Source organism: Lancefieldella parvula DSM 20469 (assembly GCF_000024225.1).
Taxonomy (GTDB): Bacteria; Actinomycetota; Coriobacteriia; order Coriobacteriales; family Atopobiaceae; genus Lancefieldella; species Lancefieldella parvula.
The window spans coordinates 1,424,660-1,446,227 of sequence record NC_013203.1; the positions used below are offsets into that span (position 1 = coordinate 1,424,660).

The following is a 21,568-nucleotide window of genomic DNA, read 5'->3' on the forward strand; positions in this document are numbered from 1 at the left end:
GATCCTTGTGGCCATTGCTGACTTAACGCTATCGATTACATGGAAGAAGCGGTATGCTAACCGCATTTTCACGAGTGTCATCACGCTCATCATATGCGTCGTAGGGAGCCTTGGGGTCGTGAACCTTGACAGGTTTATTTGCGTTACAGACCTCGTCAGTATGAGCAAAGGCAAAATCAAGACTATCTGCCCAGCCTGTGTGAGCAGTAAAAATTTTAGGATTGAGCTCTCTCTGGCGTAGAATTTTTTCTAGTTTTGCAAGCGATTCAACAGCAAGTTGATTATCTTCTGCAAGCTTGTTAATAAAACTATAGCCGCCATCTGCGCCAAACCAGATAGTATCACCGGTGAATAAATACTCATCATCAATCAAGTACACCACATGACCCCACGTATGACCGGGTACTAAGATAGTTTCAATTTTTATGCCACCAATTTCAAAAACTTCTCCATCATGCAAAAGTTTCTTTTTGTTTGGAATAGTCACTTTTGGTACTTTATACCAGCCATTCATTACTCTTCTACGGACTTCTCCTGTTAAATATCTATTTTCAATATCACCAATATAAACCCGAGCATGACTAAACAGCTGATTACTATCAGCTTCAATAGCACCAACATGATCAGTATCTTGATGAGTAATTAAAATGTGTTGAATATCCTGAGGATCTATTCCCAGCCAAACCATCTTTTCTTGCAGATAATCATAGTTATATCCTGCATCAATCATTATGGTTGTACTATTTTTTGTATAAAAGAAGATATTAGCAACGTACTCTCTAATGCAAGCAACATGCTCATCAATAGTACCAGTGTTAAGGGGTTTAAAAATTTCTTTACCGCGATAAACCCAAGACATCAGCACTTTTTGAAATCTTGTAGCATTCCTTGACACGGCAATGTCCTAACTCTATTTTCTTCCCACAAGTAACGCTGATCCAGAGAGCATCATCCAATTAGCTTCTTTTGGAGTCATAAACATACCCTCGGTAGTATCAATAAGCTCTACGCTTTCATAGCCCATAGACTTTAACGTAACTAGAAACGCATGCATATCTCCATATTTATTCTGAGAAAAAATATCGTGAATAGCAAATACGCCACCCTTTTTAAGCGTGCGCAGTGTCTCTAATAGGATTTCTTGACGATTGCTGCTAGGGATGTTGTGATAAACATAATTGCTAAAAACAGCATCAAAAGATTCGTCTTCAAAATTCAAATTCACAGCATCACCAGGAAAGAAGCTTGTATTTGTAACGCTTTCCGCTTTTGCGTTATTCTCGCAAAGTGTTTTGCTAAACGAGGCGTACTCTTTGCCCCAACGATCAATACCAACAACCATCGCATCTGGATTTTTCTTTGCAACAGCGATGGCAAGAGCTCCGCTGCCGCATCCAACATCCAGTCCTCTACCTCCTGCTGGAATAGTAATGTAGCTAGCTATTCCTTCAATAATCTGTCGAGACATCTGACGCTTACCATCGTATGAGAAGGCCTGGTGCATCTTAAATCCCCAGATACTTATTACAATCATAATCACAGAGAGGACACCAAAAACTAGAACAAGCATAGTCTGAAAGGACTTCATAGGAATAAAGTCAACAAACAGCACTATAAAAAGAAAAGCTAGGCAAACAGCAGTTCCGGAAAAGAACCCATATACCATTCCCTTTGGAAACCAGTTCTTATAATCGGGCTTCATATAACTCTCCTTTAAGTTAGATTTGGTTAACTAAAATAATACTACTAAATTACTATCAGTCATTTAAGCCCCTGCTGAACGGATAAAAAACAAACGCTAACGTAAAACCGTACTAATAAACAGTAAAACCGCATTCCAAGTAAACTGGAATACGGTTTTACTGTGCATTCTGCAACGACAAAATGATGCAAAAATATAGATGTACTCATAAATCACAGAAATTCTGCCATTCATGCGTAACGAATATATGGTGGAGGTGCGGAGAATCGAACTCCGGTCCAAAGCAAATCCTAGGCAGGTGTCTCCAAGCTCAGTTACTAATTACATCTCAAGTACCGCACACTTAGTAACCGGCGTTTAGTACTCCAGCTGGTTCAATCTTTTTGTAAAGCATACCAACTACGTCCTTACAAGCATCTCCCTAAAATGACGTCACCCTGAAAACGGGAGCAATTCCCAGTTAGACGCGCTGAACTTAAATTAAGCAGCGAGAGCCATCTGAGGCTCAAAAGTAAGAGTGTTGTCAATTCAATTTGACGTTACCCCTGTTTTACGTGGCGAGGAGACCACGGCTTGCTGCCCACCGCAAACTCACCTTGTCGAATCCAGTCACCCCCAATAATGAGAGAAACTGCCACCATGCAGTTTTCAATGTGCCCGAATTGCGTGTGCAATAATAAGCCCACAATTCAAAGTGTAGAGAGTATACCCCATGAACTGCCATTTTTTCAAAAAAGATATGACTATTTTTAAGAATGGCTTACTTTACAGATTTACCATGAGCTTTTAGAACTTGTTTCTCGCGATCAATAAACATGACCAGAATAACTACCAAGAGCGCCGCAGGTGAAAGCCAAATCATGTGAGTGCCCATAAGCGGAATGAGTAAGTTACCTATTACTGCACCAAATACAAAACAGAAAATAGTTCCAAAATAAAGTAGTGAAATCTCAATATGTACAGGCTCATGCGTGTGCATATATGCTGCTATTTCTTGCGTTCCACCACGAAGGTTACCAATACACATAGTAGTAGCAAACGCATGTCCATGCAGCTTTCTAAACGCCTGAACTTGAATGCCACACGCAAGCGAAGTCAGGCTATTTGCCAGCAGGTTCATGTCTGTTGGAAGCAGAGAAACAACGCTTAAGAGCGCAATCTCTACAATAACCGCCAGCTGTCTCCAGTGCAGATGTTCTTCTCGCGCAATAGCCCGAATAGCGTACGAAAGCGCAATACCTATGGCAAATGCCAAAACTGGCAGAGCGTATTTGAGACATTTTTCAAACGATCCGCTGGTCAAATTAATGCCCAATAGCAGCAAATTTCCTGTCTGAGCATTAGCAAAAACGCCGCCGCGCACCAGGTAGGAATAAGCATCCATAACTCCGCCCGAGAAGGCTAAAAATGCAGCAACTTCTACCGAATCTGACATTTGTAGTGCGTGCTTCAAGAGTACTCCAACCAAATTGCGCACATCAGCGACACATATCACATAGACGTATATAAAAAGCGATGTAGATTAAATCCTACATCGCTTTTACGATTTTGTTTGGGTAATTCCAAAGAGGTTACCAAAATGCAATCTTGCATAGATAACCTATCTGACTCATTTGTGGGGAGTTTACTCCTCGACGAGCTCAAACATCTCAGGACCAACACCACAAACTGGGCAAACATAGTCCTCAGGAAGCTCTGGAGTGTCAACCTCAACCTCATAGCCACAAACGGTGCAAACAAACTTGTAAGTTTTCTCTGCCATTTTTATTCCTCTCTCCAAGCGCTTATGCGCTTTTCCTTCTATTTGCGCAGTTAACGCGCACGACAACTAACCGTGGCCCTTATCCACAGTTAAGTGTTCATGCAGATAGTAACAAATCTTGAGTGATTCTGAAGCGTTATTACAAAAATAGGAATGATTCTCATAAAATATGCACGAAAAATTTTGTCGAGAAAATCAACGCTCTCCTAGAGTCACTCGCTCTCCCGGCAACAAACGTATTCCTAGCGCAACTATTCTTCTAGTAGCGACTACGCTCCTTAAGGGCTCGTTGAATCTCGCGGTCAGAATCACGTTTAGCTGCAGACGCACGCTTGTCGTAGAGTTTTTTACCCTGTGAAAGCGCAATCAACAGCTTAACGCGGTTATGCTCGTCAAAATAGATTTCAAGCGGAACCAGTGCCAGACCTTTCTGGCGTAGCTTTCCATCAAGATAATCAATCTGCCTGCGGTGAAGCAGCAGTTTACGCTTTCTATCTGGATCAACGTTCCATACGCCGCCATTTGTGTACGGGTGTAAATGCATACCGTGAATCCATGCCTCACCGTCACGAATGAGACAAAACGTATCGGTTAACTGGCAACCACGCTCACGCAAACTCTTGACCTCGGTACCAGTAAGCACCAGACCGCACTCAAAGGTCTCGCCAATCTCGTACTCATGGCGAGCAGAGCGATTGCGCGCAATCGACTTCTTGCCTTGTTGTTTCACCTGGTTTTCGGCCATACTTACTTGCCTTCCCCGTCTGTGGTTTCTGTTGCATCGGTTTTCTCGCCAGATGTATTACAAGACGCGTCATCAGATACGGGATTACCGCCTGCGGTGAAGCCCTCGGAGATAGCAGCGTCACGAACAAGCTGCAAAAGCGCAAGAGCCGCTTGCTCGCCTACAAGATCGCGCGCACGAATGGTCATCTCAGTTGCGGTAGCTCTGTCCCCCATAGCAGCACAATCCTGCGCACACATAAGCAGGCAAACCGCAATCTCTGCATTAGCGCCTGTTGGTAGACCCTCTGTCTCAAGTAGATCATTTGCTTCTTCATCGGTAAGACCATCAGGGTCCTTGGGGGTACCTTTGGCCTGGTCAAGTGCAGCCTCAAGAGTACTATCTTTAACCTCAAGGCGACGAGCGGCTCTCAGACATGCTGCAGCCTGCTCAAGCCTACCCTGAGCCTCAAACCATGAAGCAAAGTTTAAAAACGCCCTAGTTAGATGCCTTGCCTCGCTTGCGCGCTCAAAAACACCAAACGTCAAAGCCATGTGCTCACGAATATCTCCTGCAATCTTAAACAGATCAGCCAAATCAAGCCTAAATCCACAGTTCATTGGATTCCACCGAATGGCAGTCTTCAGAGCGGTCATGGCGTTTTCGTAATCGCCGGTTCGTACGTATGCCATAGCAAGATCTCCGTACAGACGATCAAACGGCTCATTAACGTCCTCAAGCTTGCGAGGATCATTTTCCACGCGTCTATATGCCAAGCGATCAAAGAGCGTTGGGAACGCAAAATACTGCACTTCATCTGTGGTTTGGCAGTTGCAATCTACATACTCCTCAGCGTCTTCAGCCAAACGAATCAGCAGTTCAAGCGCCTCCTCGTTCTGATCTTGCATCATCATGCCTTCAGCGCGTGTCAGCTCATCTGAAAGTGCCGAAAGTGCCATCTCACTCACCTATCATTCAATATCAATCAAGCAATCGTATGTGCAGCCACTTTATAAACCTGCACGCAATCTACCTGCTTATTATTCCACAAGTGCCAAATCAATCTGACCACGAGCCACATTTACGCCAGAAATTTTCACGCGTACACGTCCACCAATGCGGTATGTTTTACCCGTTGATTCCCCTATCAACGCCAACGTCTCCTGATCATACACGTACCATTCGTGGCCCAAATCCCTAACGGTGAGAAGCCCATCGGCGTAGGTATCATCTAACGTAATGAACAGACCAAAACGCTCGCAGCCGTCAATGGTGCCCCATGTCTCTTCTCCCAGACGGCTCTGATAGTACTCAGCCAGCTTAATCTTTTGCGTAGCACGAGCTGCCGCGTCTGCCTTACGCTCCTGCTCAGAACACGTGCTGCAGATATCCGCTAGCGCACTCAGCTCCGCGCGAGCTGCTGTCTGACCGCAAAGCAATCGTTTCAATGTGCGGTGTACTATCACGTCAGGATAGCGCCTAATTGGTGAAGTAAAGTGACAGTACGCATCTGCTCCCAAGGCAAAGTGTCCCTGGTTTGTAGGCAGATAGATGGCTCGTTTTTGAGCCCTGAGCAGCTGCGCATTTACCACGCGAGAATAACGTGTGCCATGAACTGACTCCAGTGCTTCTTGCAATGCTGTTTGATCACCAATAGCAATACGAGACGCAACATCTGGCTCAAGAGCGCCCATCGCCACAAGCGGAGTAATCGCAAGCTTAAGTGACTCTGGAGAAGGCTGCTCATGTACGCGATACGCTGACTCTAGGTCATGCTGACTGAGCATGTGAGCAACGCTTTCGTTAGCTGCAAGCATTGCCTCCTCGATAAGACCTGTTGCCTGAGTGCGCTCTCGCACCGACACGCCAACAGGCTTGTTATTCTCATCAAGTACCACGCGAGTCTCCACGCTCTCAAAATCTACTGAGCCGCGTTTCTCGCGAATTTCTTCTCTCAGTGCTCTGATTTGATTGAGCACGTCGATCATTTCTTTGATCGCACCAGCGTCTTCTCTAGACACGGCGGAGTCAAGTGCCGAGACATCTCCTTGAAGATAGCTATCTACCTGGTCGTAGCTAAGCCTTGCCCTTGAACGAATGACAGAATTCATAGCGGTTGCGCCAAGAATCTTTCCTGAGCTACTCAATTTCATCTTTACCGACATGGCCAGCCTGTCTTCAGCTGGTCGCAGAGAGCATACGTCGTTACAGAGCTTTTCTGGCAGCATGGGCAGCACGCGGTCAACTAAATATGCCGAGCAGGTGCGCATGCGAGCTTCCAGGTCAATGGGAGAATCCCATTTCACGTAGTGTGCCACATCTGCAATATGAACCCAGAGCTCAAAGCTGCCATCTTCAAGCTTGCGCGCGCCAACAGCGTCATCAAAGTCTTTAGCATCCGCAGGATCTACGGTAATGCACAGCTCTTCTCGCAAATCGTGTCTTGAAGCGTCCTCTGCAAGAGCTTTATCTGCGTCAACAGAGATTTTTTCAGCTTGTCTGAGTGCCTTAATGGGAAATTCTGTTGCCAAACCATATGAAGCGATAGTGGCCTCAACGTTCATGTCCAAATCTTCGGCAGATCCCACACGACGCTCAATAGTAACCACAGCAGCACTTTTGCGTGTTGGGTACTCAGTAATACGTGCAACAACCACGTCACCTTCAAAAACATAATGACGTCCAACAGAAGGATCTTCAGGGAGTACAAAGAAATCTCGCTGAATGCGACTATCCAGCGGCACCACGGCGCCAAGTGGTCCGGCGTCATGGTAGATGCCCAAAAACGTCTGAGTAGCACGCGTAAGCACAAAGCGCACGTTTGCCAGAGGAGCCTTTCCCTTTGCCGAGACAAGCGAAACCTGAACCTCATCTCCGTGCATAGCTTCATGAATACCGTGCTTTGCCAGCGCATACATTCCCTCAGGGGTGCTTACGGTAGCAACTCCTGGGCGAGAAAGGCTCAACGTACCTGTAAGCAGCGTTGATGGTCGCTTTGAGACTTTTGCACGTCCCTGACGGCGATTTCCTTTATGTATGCGTTTTCTAGCCAAAAATCCTCCTACAGGTGGAAAGTCAGCAATCTTTAGCGCTGGCCAAATAAACCTTCAAATTTGTACCCTAAAGTGGCTTGTGATAGACGAAGCACAGATAGAACAAGAGGCTGTTTGATTCTCGTCAGATGTTTTGACGTGTTTCTCGTCGGGTCTCTTACTTTCATCTACGTACAAAAAGAGCCCCAATGCAGAGGCTGCATTGGGGCTCCAAAAAGGATCTGTTTACCTCTTAGAAGGTGCCGCGAATAACCTCGCTGCCTTCCTTCATGATAACTTCCATGTTATCTGGGGTAAGGTCGCGGATGTTAGTAGCAACGTCGCCCTTGACAACCAGGAGGTCAGCAAGCTTACCAGCCTCGAGGGAGCCAAACTCATCCTCATGGTGAACCATCTTTGCGCCGTTAAGGGTAGCAGCCTTGATAGTCTCAAGAATGGTGACGCCAGCCTTCTCAACAAAGTCATACATCTCATCGATGGTAACCCAGCCGTAAGGAGTCACGAAGCTGAAGGAGTCGGAACCGATGGTGAGAGTAACGCCGCGCTCGTTAGCGTTGCGGAGGTTCTCGTATGTACGGTTGAGGCCCTTCTCGACAACAGTATCACCTGGGAATGCGTCAAGCTCTGGAGTCCACTCTGGTGGATAAGTTCCGTACCAAGTTGGCAGGAAGCCGATGGTAGGAGTGAAGAAGGTGCCCTGCTCGCACATAAGATCAAGAGTCTTTGCATCAAGCTCGAAGCCGTGAATCATCTGCTCGCAGCCGCAACGGACGGAGTCATAAGCTGCGGAGAAGCTGTTATAGGAGTGTGACCAAACAGGAATGCCAACCATTGCTGCCTCGTCGCAAACTGCCTTGATCTCCTCGTAGCAGTAGTGCTGATCTCGACCGGAGTCCCAGTGCCAAATTCCGCCACCGGTAGCCCAAATCTTAATTGCGTCTGGGTTCTCACGAAGGCGACGACGAACTGCCTTACGAAGATCCCAAGGACCATCTACCTGGTCGCCCCATGGATGACCATTTTTGGAAATCTCCTGTGGGAGCTGGTGGCAGTCACCATGACCAGCAACGCGGCAGAAGCCAAGGCCGGTAGCGTAAATACGTGGGCCTTCCATGACACCCATGTTAACGAGGTCACGAATTGCGATACCATTGCGGCCAATCTCGCAGACGGTGGTAAGACCGTGGGAGAGAGCGTCCCAGGACTGCTTGACTGCGCATGCCTGCTTCTGAGCAACAGACTCGATAACCCAGTCGTTATCGTTGTCGGTCAGGTTGCCGGAGAAGTGCAGGTGGGTATCGATAAGACCTGGCATAATGGTACGGCCCTGAATGTCACGGACCTCATAGCCCTCTGGAACCTCAGTACGAGGACCAGCATAAGCGATCTTCTTGTCGTCTACGAGAACAAGAGAATCCTCAACAGGAGCGGCGCCAGTGCCGTCAACGAGCTTTCCGCCTACAAAAGCAATCTTACTCATTTCTTTCCCCCTCTAGTAAATGATGGAAACTATCTTTCTGCGCCCACCTTTTTTGAGCGCAAAAATCCAAACTAAAGAAACAAATAACGTGCTTACTTCAACGTACCGATAAAACCTTTAGAGCTTGTCAGCAACTTATGCTGCCGCTTTCTCAAACTGACGACCAAAGATCATGAAGATGACCATACCAATAACAATCCAAGTAATAGTGATAATCCACTCAACTGGCTTCAGCGCTGCAGGGCTGAAAGGAACAACCATCAGGGCGATGATGATACTACCAGCAAGAATTGCAGCTATGATACCTGCGATACCACCGTTGACCTTGTAAGGACGAGGCAGGTCTGGCTCAGTCTGACGCAGACGCAGGCAGGCAACGCCAGCCATGGTGCATGCAAAGATGAAGCCGAGAGAAGCAACGTTGGTCAAAGGAACAAGCATGTTACGACCAAGGAATGGACCAATGAGGGTCAGACCAGCCATGAACAAGTTTGCAGTCAGAGGTGCGCCAGACTTAGGGTCAATCTTTGCGAAGGACTCTGGAAGCATCTTCTTACGACCAAGAGCAAGCATCAGGCGAGTAGAAGCACCAAAGAAGGAGTTCATTGGGCCCAGAGGTCCAAGTGTTGCAATGATGAGCATTGCAATGTAGAAGAACAGGTTGATGCGCTCGAGAACTGCAAGTGCAGGAACGGAAGACTTAACAAACTCGTGCCAGTCAATCATGGTTCCGAATGCATAGATGCAGATGAGATAGAAGAGACCAGATGCCATGAGTGCAAGTGCAGGAATGATACCAAACTTCTTCCAGTCAAGGTCAGCAGAAGCCTCTTCTGCCTGCTGTGGAATGGTGTCAAAACCAGCGTAGAAGAATGGAGTCATAACAAGAACTGCAATAATGCCACCAAAGAAGCTAGTAGCTTTTGTGCCCTCGCCACTAGCAACCTCAGTTGCCCGGGAGAAGAGTGGGAGGCCGTTGCTTGGAGATCCAGTTGCAAAGGAGATAACCATTGCAAGAATCATACCAGTAAGAAGAGCCTTAGTGAGGAAGCTCGAAAGCTTAGCTGCTGCACCAGCTCCCTTGAAGTTAAGGAAGATGACCAGGATAGCAAAGCAAAGAGCGATGACTGTTGGCCACAGATAAACATCTGCACCAAGAATAGTGTAAAGCTTAACGGACCTCAGCCAAGAAAGAACAGGGAATGCACCAAAACGGTCGGTGAGAAGCGTGGAAATAGCGATTGCCTCCCAAGGGCACAGTGGAGCGTTACCCAGAAGGAGCATCCAGCCGGTTAAGAAGCCCAATGGACGACCGAATGTCCTGTCGACGTACTCAATGATGCCACCAGAAATTGGAATAGCAGCAGTGAGCTCGCCAAAAACACATCCAATTGGTACAAGGAAAATTGCGCCAATTGCAAATGCGATCATCGCGGGGAATGGTCCTCCACCAAGAACCATCCAATCGCCTACCAGGAGCACCCATCCGGTACCAATGATCGCACCAAATCCGATGGTAAAGAAGTTGAATAGACTCAACGACTTTTGCATCTCAGGTGCCTCGGCATTTTCTGCCATGTCCCACTCCTTCCCGTAATTACTCGGACGAAGAACTTGATAAATCTATATTTACATCCGAAGCGATTCGAAAAAAGGAGGAGCGCCCTCTGGGCGTCAGATAAACCCGTAAGCGGAAAGGCTGCAACCGCGAGCGGTAGTTAAATCTTTTTACATCTTTACCGAAATCTAATAACAGTTATGCAATTTTCAAATAGTTAACGTACGCAACTATGTATCAATCTTTAACTTAAATACTTTAAAAACTCTTCTGTAGTGCATGACATCTCGCCTTTTACACGATGTGTAATAAAAACATTACGATGTACGGGAGTCTCAAGATGATGTACATCAATATCAAAATTTGTACCTTTTGTTGCTTCAAGTGGCAGCAAACTTACGCCAAGACCTGACTCTACCATAGACATTATGGTGAACGAATCCGATGACGCAAATGTCATGCGCGCATTCTTAAGTTGCTTCTGAAGCAAAGGAGCTGTCTCAATATCAACAATAAAAGGCTCTTCAATAAGACGCTTAACAGGAATCGTCTCAAGGTTCTTCTCGTAATGTCCTTTTTGAGAAACAACGATAACTTCGTCATGATCAAATAAAGTTGAGGTAAATCCCTGCTCGGTTGTACGAGTCATAGTAAAACTAATATCCACCTTACCCTTGCTAATAAGGCGAAGGGCTTCTCCATAAGTACACTCAATAACTTCAACTTTAATATTTGGGTGATCGGTCATGTACTTCTTGAGATAGCCTGGAAGTGCTCGCGAAAGAAAGCTGGAAGGCGCAGCGATAACAAGATTGCCCATTTCAATAGCGCTGACGCGATTAACTTGATTACTCAGCTTGCTATATGCCTGGCACACCTCTTCTGCAACTGGTAAAAGCGTTTTTCCCTCAGGTGTAAGACTGACATAACCACCATGGCGGTTAAACAGACGCACGTCCCATTCTTTTTCTAGACTTGCAACCATACGGCTAATTGATGACTGAGTACATCCTAATTCTTCTGCAGCCACCGTAAAACTACTGTGATATGCCGCAGAAGTAAAAGCTTGGAATTTATGCAGGTTGGTCTCCATACTTGGCCCCCATTCAAGTACGTGGCCTAACAATTTACTCTTAAAAATATCATTCTACCTGCAAATTGGTAAATACCGTTTAACGTAAAAAGACCCCGTGAACGGTTTTCACGAGGTCTTACCTTGCAATCTTTATGCAAAAAACTTTCTTAATTGATACTTCACTTTGACAATTGAAGCATCAAGTTGCTTAGTTGCTATGCCTTCAAATAGCGGCCCATAGCAATAGCAGAACCAAAAAGTCCTAACAGCAAACCCAAGAGCAGCAAGAGTCCACTCATACCCCACATGACTATTGCAGGAATAGCAAAGGTCAAGAAGGTCATGCTCTCTGCCATAACAGGGAGAAGGAAATGAGCTCCAACAACCAAAACAACAATGGCGAGAAGAGCACCAATAAGTGCCTCGAGCACGCCTTCCATAAGGAATGGTCCGCGAATAAAGCCGTTAGATGCACCAACAAGGCGCATAATTGCAATCTCACGACGGCGAGCATTAATAGCCAAGCGAATGGTGTTGTTAATAAAGACAAATGCAACAAACACCAAAAGACCAACAAGAGCAAGCGCACCTATGCGAATATATGCAGTAACGCTGAACAAGCGCTCAACGGTCTCACGACCATACTGAACATCGCCGGATGGATTGTTCTTGTTATCAGCAATAGCCGCAAAAGATGTTGAAGAAGCAATGCGCTGGGCAACGTCTTGAACATCCTTAGGATCCTTAAGCTTAATCACAAGAGATGCCGGAATAGGATTTTGACCATCAAGAGCAGAAACCGCATCAGAAGCATTGCGGTAACTCATGGTAGTACGATACTCCTCAAGAGCCTGATCTTTGCTCTTATAGGTTACAGACTCAACCGTATCCCAACCCTGAATCTCTTGCTGGAAGGCAGTTACTGCAGACTGATCCGCGTCATCCGAAAGGAATGCCTGGATAGTAACGCGATTCTCGACACTGCCTACCATGTTCTCGATAAGAGCAGAACCAAGAATAAACAGACCAATAATGAACAGTGATAAAAAGATGGTTACGATTGCACCAAGAGCGGTAGACCAGTTCCTTCTAAAGTGGCTTCCGGCCTCACGCAGAGAGTATCCAAAATTAGAGAGCCCCATAGTAGCCATAGCCTCCCTTCTCCTGGTCACGAACGATGTGACCAGCCTCAAGTGCAATAACGCGCTTGCGCATAGAGTCAACCATCTCGCGATCGTGTGTTGCCATTACAACCGTAGTACCCGCACGGTTAATGCGGTCAAGAAGTTTCATGATGCCCAGAGAAATTGCTGGATCCAAGTTACCCGTAGGCTCGTCACAGATAAGCAGTGGCGGACGATTAACCATTGCACGAGCAACAGAAACACGCTGCTGCTCACCACCGGATAGCTGATCTGGATAAGCATCCATCTTCTGTCCAAGTCCTACCAGACGCAAAACCTCAGAAACCTGCACATTAATGACAGAGCGAGGTTTGCCAATGCACTCAAGTGCAAAAGAGACATTCTCATAGACAGTCTTATCAGGCAGAAGCTTAAAGTCCTGGAAGACGGTACCAATCTGACGACGTAGATATGGAACCTTTGAATTACGCATACGTGTAAGGTCCTGACCAGCAACAATAACTTGTCCGTGAGTTGCCTTCTGCTCGCGCGTAATAAGACGCAGCAGAGAAGATTTACCAGAACCAGAGTGTCCAACTACAAAGACAAACTCACCCGGATAAATATCAGTACTAATGTTATCCAGCGCTGGGCGATTTGGCTGTGATGGATACACAAGAGTGGCATCCTTAAAAGAGATGGTTGGGGTGCCAGTACGCTCAACCTGAGGCGCATTTTGTGCAAGATCAGCAAAGAACTTTGCGCGATCAAGAGGCGCCTGCTCAGGGTTATTTTGCTGCTCTGCAGTTACCACGTGCACAGGCTCAACTCCTGAAGCAAATGGATCAGATTCAGTTGTTACAGGTTCAGCAGCCTGGGCCACTGGCACATCAGCAGAAAAGTCCTGTGTTTCGACTTGATCAGTTGCAACATCCTGCTGATCAAGCTGGCTAAGATCATCTTGAGAAATTACCCCAAAACGGTCATCAAGTGAGGACTCCTGTTGCTCATCAGTGCGAAAATGATTAGCCACAGTTGCTCCTTTTCTTACTCCGAAGAGACAGATACAGAGTTTATTTTACCAAAAGTGCAGGTATGTTACACGTCATGCAGGTCATCCACAGAAAAACCGCCTCTTCTTTTTGAACTTCCTCCCATTTCTTGGACATAAGAAATGGGAGGAAGTTCATATGCGGGTGATTATGATTCTGCAGCGTGTTAGCGTCGGCTTTTAGGCCTGGCGCACAAAATAGCACAGCTTTGGTAGGTTTTGCCGAAGAATCAACATGTTCTTAATCAAGATAGCAGGCAGCTAGGCGGTCGCACTACCTGATATGCATCTCTATGCATAAACTTCATCTAATATGCTTCAAAATGAATAGAGATATATAAGAAATTTAACTATCGGTAAATTCCGTATCTAAAGAACACATCTATGTCAGATAATCTGTCCAATTGAGAGCATATTACACACCTAATGAAGATATTCTGCATGCCTTGGCTATTTTTGGCGTCATGTATACGCCTTTTTAACAGAATATCCGACTTAGGTGTGTTTTGAACTGCCTCCTATTTCTCGTGTCCAAGAAATGGGAGGCAGTTCATTTCAGAAAAGGCGGTCTGACAATCGCAAGAAAAGCGTTACTTATACAGCCTGCATCTTTGCACGAGTCTCATCAATGAGAGCTCGAACTTTAGCTGCGTTAGCTGCAATTTCCTCTTTTGTTCCCTTAGTAAGCAAGCTTCCCATGCCGCAGCAGTCAACACCACGCTCAAGCCACTCAGAAAGGTTATCAAGATTAATACCACCAGAAGCCATCAAAGGCATCCAAGGGGTTGGTGTTTTGAAGAGGTTAACCAGCTCAGAACCATAGACATTAGAAATTGGGAAGCACTTAATAAATGCAGCTCCCATCTCAAGGCTATGATTTGCTTCAGTCATAGTAGTGCAACCGGGAGCGTAAGGAATCTGATATAGATTGCACATACGAGCAACCTCGTCAGAGCCACAGTTTGCAACAATGAACTGTGCGCCAGCCATAATAGCAAGACGAGCAGTTGTTGGCTCCATAACGGTACCTGCACCAACAATCATCTTGTCACCAAGACGCTCTCTAATTGCAGCAATGACCTCGCCTGCATTTGGCAGGGTGTAGCTGATCTCCATTGCATGAATACCACCTTCTGCAAGACCTTCAGCAATTTCAATGCCACGCTCAACCGTTGGGACGCGAACAACTGCAAACGCACAGGTATCAACCAATGCCTGAGAGACAGCAGCTTTTTGCATCTTCATATACAACATCTCCTTGTAAACGTATCCCGAACTACCCTATTGAGCAGGCGAGAAAAACGTCATTTTTGATAACTAATTATGAGCAATTCCGTAATGGTCAAGCATTACATAGATTTTCTCGTCAATACCTTCTGCAACCTCAGTAACAGGGAAACGAGCAGGGCCAACGGAATATCCAGCAAGTTCAAGAGAACGCTTAAGCGTCTGAGGAGTACTTCCAAGGTGAAGAATATCGCGAATTGGCTCAATTTCTGCTTGTAGACGGGCTGCCTCCTCTACGTTTCCAGCCTCAAGAGCCCTCCAAAGGTCAACAACAACCTTAGTAATAAGATTTGCGGTACCTGCGATAGCACCCTGAGCTCCAAGGGCATGAGCCTCAGAAATCTTTCCGTCAGAGCCAACAAGTACGTCTACGTCATGACCAGCCGCAGCATCCAGATAATCCTTGAGATTATCAATACTGCCAGAGCTGTCCTTAATGCCCTTGATGTTTTCAATGGTCACCAGCTGCTCAACAACCTCTTTAGAAATATTTTTACCGGTTCCCTTGGGAATGTTATATAAAAGGACAGGTATTTTGACACTTGCAGCAACAGTCTTAAAGTACTCAATCAACTGCTGGTCAGAAATACCCAGGAAGTAAGGATTAATAACAGAAAGCGCATCGGCGCCAATTGCTTCTGCTTCGCGGCTCATATAGAGAGCCTCTTTTGTTGAGCAAGCTCCAGTTCCTACATAAACAGGAAGACGGCCTGCGGTTTTCTCGATAATAAACTTGGAGAACTTGATCTTCTCGTCAGGACTACAAACATGGAACTCACCGTTAGAGCCAAACGTAAAGATACCATCAGCACCCTCAGAGATGAGCTTTTCCAGAAGCTGCTCAGCTGCTTCGTAGTTGATAGACTGCTCTTCATCGCGGTTAAACGGCGTGACCATAGGAACAATAACGCCCTTAAATGTTGACATTCAAACTCCTCAGTACGTCTTGTCAGTATTTATTTAGGGTTATTTGCCCTCACGAATAGATGCGCCAAGAGCTCCACCGGGATGCCACTTAACGTACTGCTCTGGATTAAGGCCGTACTCGTTCTGAAGCAGAATAGAAAGGCACTGAAGCTCCATAATCTCAGCCAAGATTGATGCGCGTGGAGGTTTGTTCATGGAGTCGCCCTCCTGCTCAACACCTGCAATGAGAGCAACCTCTGCCTCATTTGCCAGCCAGGAATTGGGATTGCCGGTCAACGCAATAATGTGCACGCCAACATTCTTCAGACAGGTAACCGTAGCCTTAAGCTCGCCCGTCTCGCCGGAGTTAGAGATAGCAATAACCACATCACCAGGACGAGTCTGACCAGCAGATCCGTGAACGCATTCGGTACCGTGAAGCTCATAGGTTGGAGTTCCAGTTGACGAGAAAAGCGATGCAGCATAACCGGAAACGTGACCTGGCTTACCAATGCCAGTTACATGCAGACGACCACCCTTTGCCTCTGCGTCTAAAATAAGCTTTTTAGCTGCGGAAAGTGCTTCAAAATCAATGTTCTCTACATACTGATGGAGTGACTTTCCCACAATGGAAAGAAACTCCTGAACCTGCTCTTTTTCAGCTGCCATTACAACTCCTTATCTGTCTGTGAGTTCAAACTCAAAGACACTTACTACACAATGAGCTACCGCGTCTCTTTGACCTTGTGCTGAGCCATAAGCTGCTCAATCTGCTCTTGAATCTCATTAAGAGTGGAGGCCATAAAAGGACGGTTGATGTCTACAAATTCAAACCCTGAAGGATGACTAACCCAAGCGCCTTCAAAGAGCAGACGCAATGCCTTACCTTGTCGAATGATTTTGTAGCTTTTAATCTTGGTATAAGGAACGACAAGTGCTTTTTTCTTGTCGGATTTTGCAAATATAAATACGTTTTTCTGTCCAAAATCAATAACATGAATACCATTGGCAAAACGACTAAAACGCTTTCCCATGGCTCGTGAAGCAAACCACGTGATAGTGAGTCCTGCAATAACACCAACAAGACCAAAAATATTGCCACTTACGTTAGCGTAAACCCAAAAGAAAAATGTCAGAGCAAGAGAAGCAAACGCCATAAGCAAGTACAGAATTCCCTGGACCATTAAACGAGTTCGATCTTCTAGAACCTCTAGAACTATCTGATCTTCAGGAAGCTCTAGAACAGGCTTTTTATCAACGCTTAAACCAAACATATCGCCAAGCACTGATTCGGTAACGCTTTTGTTGTTCTTCTCGTCTGCCATGTTTTTCCTTGTTGTGAAGCTTTTAAAAGGGCGCCCGCGGGCTTTCCACGAGCGCCCTAAAAACCGTAGAGCTGAGTAGGTACTACAGAAATCTAGGCTTAGGCAAGACCAAAGAGAGAGCCGATGCCGTAGATGATAGAACCAACGATGTTGTAGTCAACATTAGGGAAGGATGCCTCTGCAATTCCCAGCTGAGCAAATGCAGGATAGAGAATCAGAGGACCAGCGGTCAGGAAAATGCCAACCAAGAAGGAACCAAGAAGAGCGCCACGCCATCCACCGTAAGCGTAACCACAAACACCACAAGTACCACCAGAGAAGAAGCAGATGCCTGCTGCAGGAATCATGATGGTTGGGCTGTGGAACGCAACCATAAGTGCCATTGCTACAAGGCCGCCAAGGAAGGATCCAATGAAGCCGATGATGACAGCGTTTGGTGCAAATGGGAAGATTGCAGGGCAGTCGACTGCAGGACGTGCATCTGGAATGAGCTTCTCAGAGATGCCGACAAATGCAGCGGTAATCTCAGCGATGAACTGGCGAACACCGTAAACAAGAACGGACATGCCAGCAGCAAACTGAAGACCAGCAAGGAATGGCCAAATCCACCACATATCGTTGCCAAAGTAGCTAGTGAATGGCTTGTTGTTTGCAAGAGTGTCACCAAAGTGACCGGTGACAAGGCATGCAATAGTAACAACATAGAATAGAACAATCATGAAGAGAGCAACGGAGAAGACAAAGTCCTTGAAGAGCTTAAAGAACTCTGGGAGCTCCTTAGCCTCTTTCTCACTGTCCTTCTCGTTCTTCTTGGCGAAGAGTTTTCCAACGTAACCGGAGAATGCATAACCGATGCAGTTGAAGTGGCCAATTGCGATGGAATCTCCACCAACAAGCTTAGTTACAAATGGCTGGCACAGCGAAGGCAGTGCAGCACCACAGAAGCCGAGAATGACGCCACCAAGAACAATGGTAACCCACATTGGGAGGCCAAGAGCAATGAAGACTAGCGCAAGTACGCAGGAGAAGTACAGGAAGTGCTGGCCAGTCAAGAAGACGGACTTGAATGGGGTGACCTTAGCAAACACAAGATTCATGATAAAGCCAAGGACCATTACAAGAGCAACCTCAGTACCATAGGTGTTCAGTGCAAGAGCAGTTGCGACCTCAACCTGGGTTACAACACCCTTAACAGCGAACGCACGACTAAACATATCACTGAAGATGTTGACCTGAGCGGACATAGCGCTAGAGCCAATGTTGAAGATCATGAAGCCAATAATGGTCTTCACAGTTCCGGAGAAGACGTCCACAGCGGACTTCTTCTGCAGCAAGAGACCGACAAGAGCAATAATGCCCATAATAACGGCTGTATCTCTGAGCTGCATGAGAATTGCATTGAGCATGCTTAATCCCTTTCAGCAAATTAACCGACGAACCTACTCAGATAAGATCCCTAAATCAAATGACAAGTACCTTTTGTCAAAGGTTTGGCGAGAGCTTTTTGCCGAAAGCATTATGCTTCGCATAATGAGAAACTCCCGCTAAAAAGATACAAAGAAGCTTATGCGTTGTGCTCTGCGAGCCAAGCGGTGAGCTTCTCCTTCATCTCTGCCTTATCAACAATGTTGGTGATGCCAACTGCAGAAGGAACGCGTTCGTCAGCGTTGAGCTCGTCAGTAAGATCAGACATAGTGATAACAAGATCGCCATTGAAACCAATCAGTGAATCCAAATTACCGTGCTCAGTCTCGATTGGAAGATCATTCTCTTTAATGACCTGATCAATCTTGATCTTGAGCATCATGGAAGAGCCCATACCTGCACGGCAGCAAACCAGTGCGTGGAACTTCTTATCAGCCATTACAACCTACCTTCCTTTGCGTGGACAAGGTCCACAACATCTTTTGGTGACTGAGCTTTTTCGAGCTGAGCAAAGAAATCTGGATCACTCAGCAATTCGACAAGAGATTGAAGAGCACTAAGATGACCTTCACTATCTTTTGCAGCAAGTGGGAAAAGAAACTTAACTGGATCGTTATCTTTGCTACCAAACTCAACAGAATCCTTGAGTACGGTAATACCTATTGCAGGCTCAAGTACGCCGGACTCAGGACGTGCGTGAGGCAGAGCAACATGCTCGGTAATAACAATATAAGGGCCAAGTTCATTGACACCTTTAATGATGTCGTCAACATAGCCCTCAGTTACTTTTTTATTATCGACAAGTGGTTGCACAGATTTTCTAATTGCATCTTCCCAGCTAGAAGCCGCAATATTGAGCTGCACCAGATCTTCGGTAAGAAAATCACTTAACACAGCACTACCTTGCCTTTCTCTTAATGAGACAAATTGGCCAAAAGCCGTCTCACGACAAGTCTTAATAACTTGATAATATGACACGAAACGTTCTTAACTTCAATCAATTTTGCTAAAACAGTTATCAAAGTTGTTCATATTTTTTCAGTACATCTTTTGTCCATGAAGCTATACAAATGTTCATGTTTTTATGAACATAACAGAGGTACCTTCTATTATCCCATGTAAAGTTTATATGTTAAATTTTTTATAATCTAAAACATTCATATATCTCAATACTATTATTTTCTGAAATATCTTGATATCCTACAGATAATGTTCTATTTTATTGATGAATGAACATTCAAAGGAAAAATGTTGCTCATAAAGGAGGGCATTTATGAAAAGGAGCAAGGCTTACGTTGATTCACGTCGCGAGGCAATTACTGAGTTGCTAGAAAAAAGAGGTCAGGCAAGCGTTCAAGAACTTGCAGACCACTTTGAAGTCTCTTCTTTAACTATTAGGCGTGACCTGGATTTTCTTGAGAAACGCGGCATCTTAACTCGTCAATATGGCATTGCTACTCTGCTTAATCCTTATGGTCGCCCTTCTGGCTCAAGGCAAATTCGTTCTAACAAAGCAATTGCACGTGAAGCGGCCCGTTACGTTGAAGATGGTGATTGTATCTTTATCAACACAAGCTCCGTTGCTCTGGGCATGCTTGAGTGGATTGACGCTCACGACGTAACCGTTGTTACTAACAATGGCAAGGCTCTACTGCTTGAAGATATCCGCGACCTTTCGATCATTCTTACTGGTGGCGATATCCGTCCTCCACGTGCTTCCATGACTGGCGAAACCGCTCTTGATTGCATCCAGCGCATTACTGCCGCTAAATGCTTCTTGGGCTGCACGGGCTTCTCGGGAGAATTTGGCCTTACCTCTGCAACATCCCCTGAGCCAGCAATTAACGCTCAGATGCTAAAGCGCTCTAGAAAACACTATATTGTTGCCGATTCTTCTAAACTGGGCACCACTTCTAACTTCCAGTTTGGCTCTGCAGAGGACATTGACCTTCTGATTACCGATACAGGAGCAACTGACGAGCAGATTAAAGAGCTCAAAGCTGCAGGCCTTAAGGATGTCGTCTGCGTCACTCCTTCAATTCTTCCCGCTAAGTAAGATCTGTATTTCATTGTTTCTTACACAAATGCAGCAAAAAGGGCGGCCTTTTAAAGGTCGCCTTTTTACATCTCAAAATTTATTTACGATTCTTTACACTCAATTGTGCATAGCTGCTATAAAATCTTTTATTAGTCAGCAAACTGACAAACTATGACTAGCCTTCCAAAGCCTCAAATGATTTAAATCCTTCGCCAATTGCCTCGTGTACTTCTGAAATAAATACCAATGCATCTGGGTCAATCTCAGAAACAATGACTTTCAACTGCACAAGCTCTGTACGACCAAGAACACACATTAAAACAGGCTTACGCGCGCCGCTCCACAGTCCACGCGCCTGAAGCTCTGTACAGCCACGATTGAGGTTGTATAGAATCTCATGAGCAATTGCATCGTGCTCAGAAGAAATAATGTAAACGCAGCGCTCCGACCTTGGTCCATCAATGACAAAGTCAATCATTTTACCTGTAACAAAGATTGCCAAAGCAGAATACAGTCCGTTTTCTAGCGAGAAGACCGGAATAGCCGCAATAATAATGACAATATCAACAATAATAATTGCAGTACCTGATGGAATAGAAAAACGCTTAGAAACTGCTTGAGCAATAATGTCTGTACCGCCGGTATTTCCGCCCGCCCTAAATACAAGACCAAGACCAAAGCCGCAGATAATACTACCCCACAAAGCTGCAAGCATAAGATCATTGGCGCCAAGTACTGGTAAAAATGGCGCAAAAAGATCAACAAAAATACTGGAGATCAAGAAGCCTACAACACTCTTGAGCAAGTATTTTTTGTTCCCACTTTTTGCAACAAAAGCCATCAAAATAATATTCATGGCAATTGTCTGCATACCAACTGGCAGGTCAAATCCAAAGGGCAGTGCAATAGCCCTAATAACTGTTGCAAAACCAGTAATACCGCCAGCCGCAAGTCCGTTAGGAACTTCAAATACATCAAGACCAACTGCAAAAATTGCACAGCCAAGAACGATAAAGAACGAATCTTTAAAGGACTTTTGCCAAGTAGATTGTTGCACA

Annotated in this window: 21 protein-coding genes and 1 other RNA gene; 1 reads left to right on the forward strand and 21 read right to left on the reverse strand. The window is 45.6% G+C overall.

Features of this window, described 5'->3' with window-relative positions; genetic code table 11:
• Nucleotides 1–28: 28 nt before the first annotated feature.
• The 20 genes from APAR_RS06495 to APAR_RS06585 all read right to left on the reverse strand — a co-directional run bounded on the left by APAR_RS06495 (nt 29) and on the right by APAR_RS06585 (nt 19,366).
• Nucleotides 29–895 (reverse strand): MBL fold metallo-hydrolase, encoded by an 867-nt coding sequence (locus tag APAR_RS06495; RefSeq protein WP_012809348.1) that lies wholly within the window; start codon nt 893–895, stop codon nt 29–31.
• A 15-nt stretch (nt 896–910) separates the two neighbouring features.
• A complete protein-coding gene (locus APAR_RS06500) occupies nt 911–1,702 on the reverse strand; it encodes a class I SAM-dependent methyltransferase (protein WP_012809349.1) in 792 nt (263 codons plus the stop codon).
• Between the two features lie 248 nt (nt 1,703–1,950).
• Nucleotides 1,951–2,319, reverse strand: a transfer-messenger RNA (tmRNA) gene (gene ssrA, locus APAR_RS07270).
• A gap of 143 nt (nt 2,320–2,462) precedes the next feature.
• Entirely contained in the window at nt 2,463–3,155 is a 693-nt protein-coding gene (locus APAR_RS06505) for a YoaK family protein (RefSeq protein ID WP_012809350.1), read from the reverse strand.
• 171 nt (nt 3,156–3,326) lie between these two features.
• On the reverse strand, nt 3,327–3,464 hold the full coding sequence (locus APAR_RS06510) for a rubredoxin-like domain-containing protein (RefSeq protein ID WP_012809351.1): 138 nt from the start codon (nt 3,462–3,464) through the stop codon (nt 3,327–3,329).
• 259 nt (nt 3,465–3,723) lie between these two features.
• Nucleotides 3,724–4,209, reverse strand: a complete 486-nt coding sequence (gene smpB / locus APAR_RS06515; protein ID WP_012809352.1) for an SsrA-binding protein SmpB — start codon at nt 4,207–4,209, stop codon at nt 3,724–3,726.
• A gap of 2 nt (nt 4,210–4,211) precedes the next feature.
• Nucleotides 4,212–5,147, reverse strand: a complete 936-nt coding sequence (locus APAR_RS06520) for a tetratricopeptide repeat protein (RefSeq protein ID WP_012809353.1) — start codon at nt 5,145–5,147, stop codon at nt 4,212–4,214.
• A gap of 81 nt (nt 5,148–5,228) precedes the next feature.
• Complete coding sequence (gene rnr, locus APAR_RS06525) at nt 5,229–7,241, reverse strand: ribonuclease R (RefSeq protein WP_012809354.1); 2,013 nt, start codon at nt 7,239–7,241, stop codon at nt 5,229–5,231.
• Between the two features lie 232 nt (nt 7,242–7,473).
• A complete protein-coding gene (locus APAR_RS06530) occupies nt 7,474–8,721 on the reverse strand; it encodes a metal-dependent hydrolase family protein (protein ID WP_012809355.1) in 1,248 nt (415 codons plus the stop codon).
• Nucleotides 8,722–8,856: 135 nt separating this feature from the next.
• Complete coding sequence (locus tag APAR_RS06535) at nt 8,857–10,299, reverse strand: APC family permease (RefSeq protein WP_012809356.1); 1,443 nt, start codon at nt 10,297–10,299, stop codon at nt 8,857–8,859.
• A gap of 224 nt (nt 10,300–10,523) precedes the next feature.
• Nucleotides 10,524–11,372, reverse strand: coding sequence for a LysR family transcriptional regulator (locus APAR_RS06540; RefSeq protein ID WP_012809357.1), 849 nt, complete (start codon nt 11,370–11,372; stop codon nt 10,524–10,526).
• 197 nt (nt 11,373–11,569) lie between these two features.
• Entirely contained in the window at nt 11,570–12,505 is a 936-nt protein-coding gene (ftsX, locus tag APAR_RS06545; protein WP_012809358.1) for a permease-like cell division protein FtsX, read from the reverse strand.
• Entirely contained in the window at nt 12,483–13,511 is a 1,029-nt protein-coding gene (gene ftsE, locus APAR_RS06550) for a cell division ATP-binding protein FtsE (RefSeq protein WP_012809359.1), read from the reverse strand. Before ftsE ends, ftsX begins: the two co-directional genes overlap by 23 nt.
• A 612-nt stretch (nt 13,512–14,123) precedes the next feature.
• Nucleotides 14,124–14,774 (reverse strand): beta/alpha barrel domain-containing protein, encoded by a 651-nt coding sequence (locus APAR_RS06555; protein WP_012809360.1) that lies wholly within the window; start codon nt 14,772–14,774, stop codon nt 14,124–14,126.
• Between the two features lie 72 nt (nt 14,775–14,846).
• On the reverse strand, nt 14,847–15,743 hold the full coding sequence (locus tag APAR_RS06560; protein WP_012809361.1) for a dihydrodipicolinate synthase family protein: 897 nt from the start codon (nt 15,741–15,743) through the stop codon (nt 14,847–14,849).
• A 39-nt stretch (nt 15,744–15,782) separates the two neighbouring features.
• The gene (locus APAR_RS06565; RefSeq protein ID WP_012809362.1) at nt 15,783–16,391 is read right to left on the reverse strand and encodes an SIS domain-containing protein; all 609 of its coding nucleotides are present in this window, start codon (nt 16,389–16,391) and stop codon (nt 15,783–15,785) included.
• 56 nt (nt 16,392–16,447) lie between these two features.
• Nucleotides 16,448–17,047 (reverse strand): hypothetical protein, encoded by a 600-nt coding sequence (locus tag APAR_RS06570; RefSeq protein WP_012809363.1) that lies wholly within the window; start codon nt 17,045–17,047, stop codon nt 16,448–16,450.
• 98 nt (nt 17,048–17,145) lie between these two features.
• Nucleotides 17,146–18,453 carry a PTS ascorbate transporter subunit IIC gene (locus APAR_RS06575; protein WP_012809364.1) on the reverse strand — a complete coding sequence of 436 codons (1,308 nt, stop codon included), beginning with the start codon at nt 18,451–18,453 and terminating at the stop codon, nt 17,146–17,148.
• Between the two features lie 158 nt (nt 18,454–18,611).
• Nucleotides 18,612–18,911 carry a PTS sugar transporter subunit IIB gene (locus APAR_RS06580; protein ID WP_012809365.1) on the reverse strand — a complete coding sequence of 100 codons (300 nt, stop codon included), beginning with the start codon at nt 18,909–18,911 and terminating at the stop codon, nt 18,612–18,614.
• The gene (locus APAR_RS06585) at nt 18,911–19,366 is read right to left on the reverse strand and encodes a PTS sugar transporter subunit IIA (RefSeq protein WP_012809366.1); all 456 of its coding nucleotides are present in this window, start codon (nt 19,364–19,366) and stop codon (nt 18,911–18,913) included. Before APAR_RS06585 ends, APAR_RS06580 begins: the two co-directional genes overlap by 1 nt.
• A 379-nt stretch (nt 19,367–19,745) precedes the next feature.
• Between APAR_RS06585 and APAR_RS06590 the strand changes: the two genes are divergently transcribed.
• The gene (locus tag APAR_RS06590; RefSeq protein ID WP_012809367.1) at nt 19,746–20,528 is read left to right on the forward strand and encodes a DeoR/GlpR family DNA-binding transcription regulator; all 783 of its coding nucleotides are present in this window, start codon (nt 19,746–19,748) and stop codon (nt 20,526–20,528) included.
• A 157-nt stretch (nt 20,529–20,685) separates the two neighbouring features.
• Here the strand turns inward: APAR_RS06590 and APAR_RS06595 are convergent, their stop codons facing one another.
• Entirely contained in the window at nt 20,686–21,567 is an 882-nt protein-coding gene (locus APAR_RS06595) for a YitT family protein (RefSeq protein WP_012809368.1), read from the reverse strand.
• Nucleotide 21,568 lies beyond the last annotated feature (1 nt).

Coding starts and splice junctions, on each gene's coding strand:
- APAR_RS06500 (WP_012809349.1), bottom strand. CDS start 1,702: ATGAAGCCCGATTATAAGAACTGGTTTCCAAAGGGAATGGTATATGGG.
- APAR_RS06510 (WP_012809351.1), bottom strand. CDS start 3,464: ATGGCAGAGAAAACTTACAAGTTTGTTTGCACCGTTTGTGGCTATGAG.
- smpB (WP_012809352.1), bottom strand. CDS start 4,209: ATGGCCGAAAACCAGGTGAAACAACAAGGCAAGAAGTCGATTGCGCGC.
- APAR_RS06520 (WP_012809353.1), bottom strand. CDS start 5,147: ATGGCACTTTCGGCACTTTCAGATGAGCTGACACGCGCTGAAGGCATG.
- APAR_RS06530 (WP_012809355.1), bottom strand. CDS start 8,721: ATGAGTAAGATTGCTTTTGTAGGCGGAAAGCTCGTTGACGGCACTGGC.
- APAR_RS06535 (WP_012809356.1), bottom strand. CDS start 10,299: ATGGCAGAAAATGCCGAGGCACCTGAGATGCAAAAGTCGTTGAGTCTA.
- APAR_RS06540 (WP_012809357.1), bottom strand. CDS start 11,372: ATGGAGACCAACCTGCATAAATTCCAAGCTTTTACTTCTGCGGCATAT.
- ftsX (WP_012809358.1), bottom strand. CDS start 12,505: ATGGCTACTATGGGGCTCTCTAATTTTGGATACTCTCTGCGTGAGGCC.
- APAR_RS06555 (WP_012809360.1), bottom strand. CDS start 14,774: ATGAAGATGCAAAAAGCTGCTGTCTCTCAGGCATTGGTTGATACCTGT.
- APAR_RS06560 (WP_012809361.1), bottom strand. CDS start 15,743: ATGTCAACATTTAAGGGCGTTATTGTTCCTATGGTCACGCCGTTTAAC.
- APAR_RS06565 (WP_012809362.1), bottom strand. CDS start 16,391: ATGGCAGCTGAAAAAGAGCAGGTTCAGGAGTTTCTTTCCATTGTGGGA.
- APAR_RS06570 (WP_012809363.1), bottom strand. CDS start 17,047: ATGGCAGACGAGAAGAACAACAAAAGCGTTACCGAATCAGTGCTTGGC.
- APAR_RS06575 (WP_012809364.1), bottom strand. CDS start 18,453: ATGCTCAATGCAATTCTCATGCAGCTCAGAGATACAGCCGTTATTATG.
- APAR_RS06580 (WP_012809365.1), bottom strand. CDS start 18,911: ATGGCTGATAAGAAGTTCCACGCACTGGTTTGCTGCCGTGCAGGTATG.
- APAR_RS06590 (WP_012809367.1), top strand. CDS start 19,746: ATGAAAAGGAGCAAGGCTTACGTTGATTCACGTCGCGAGGCAATTACT.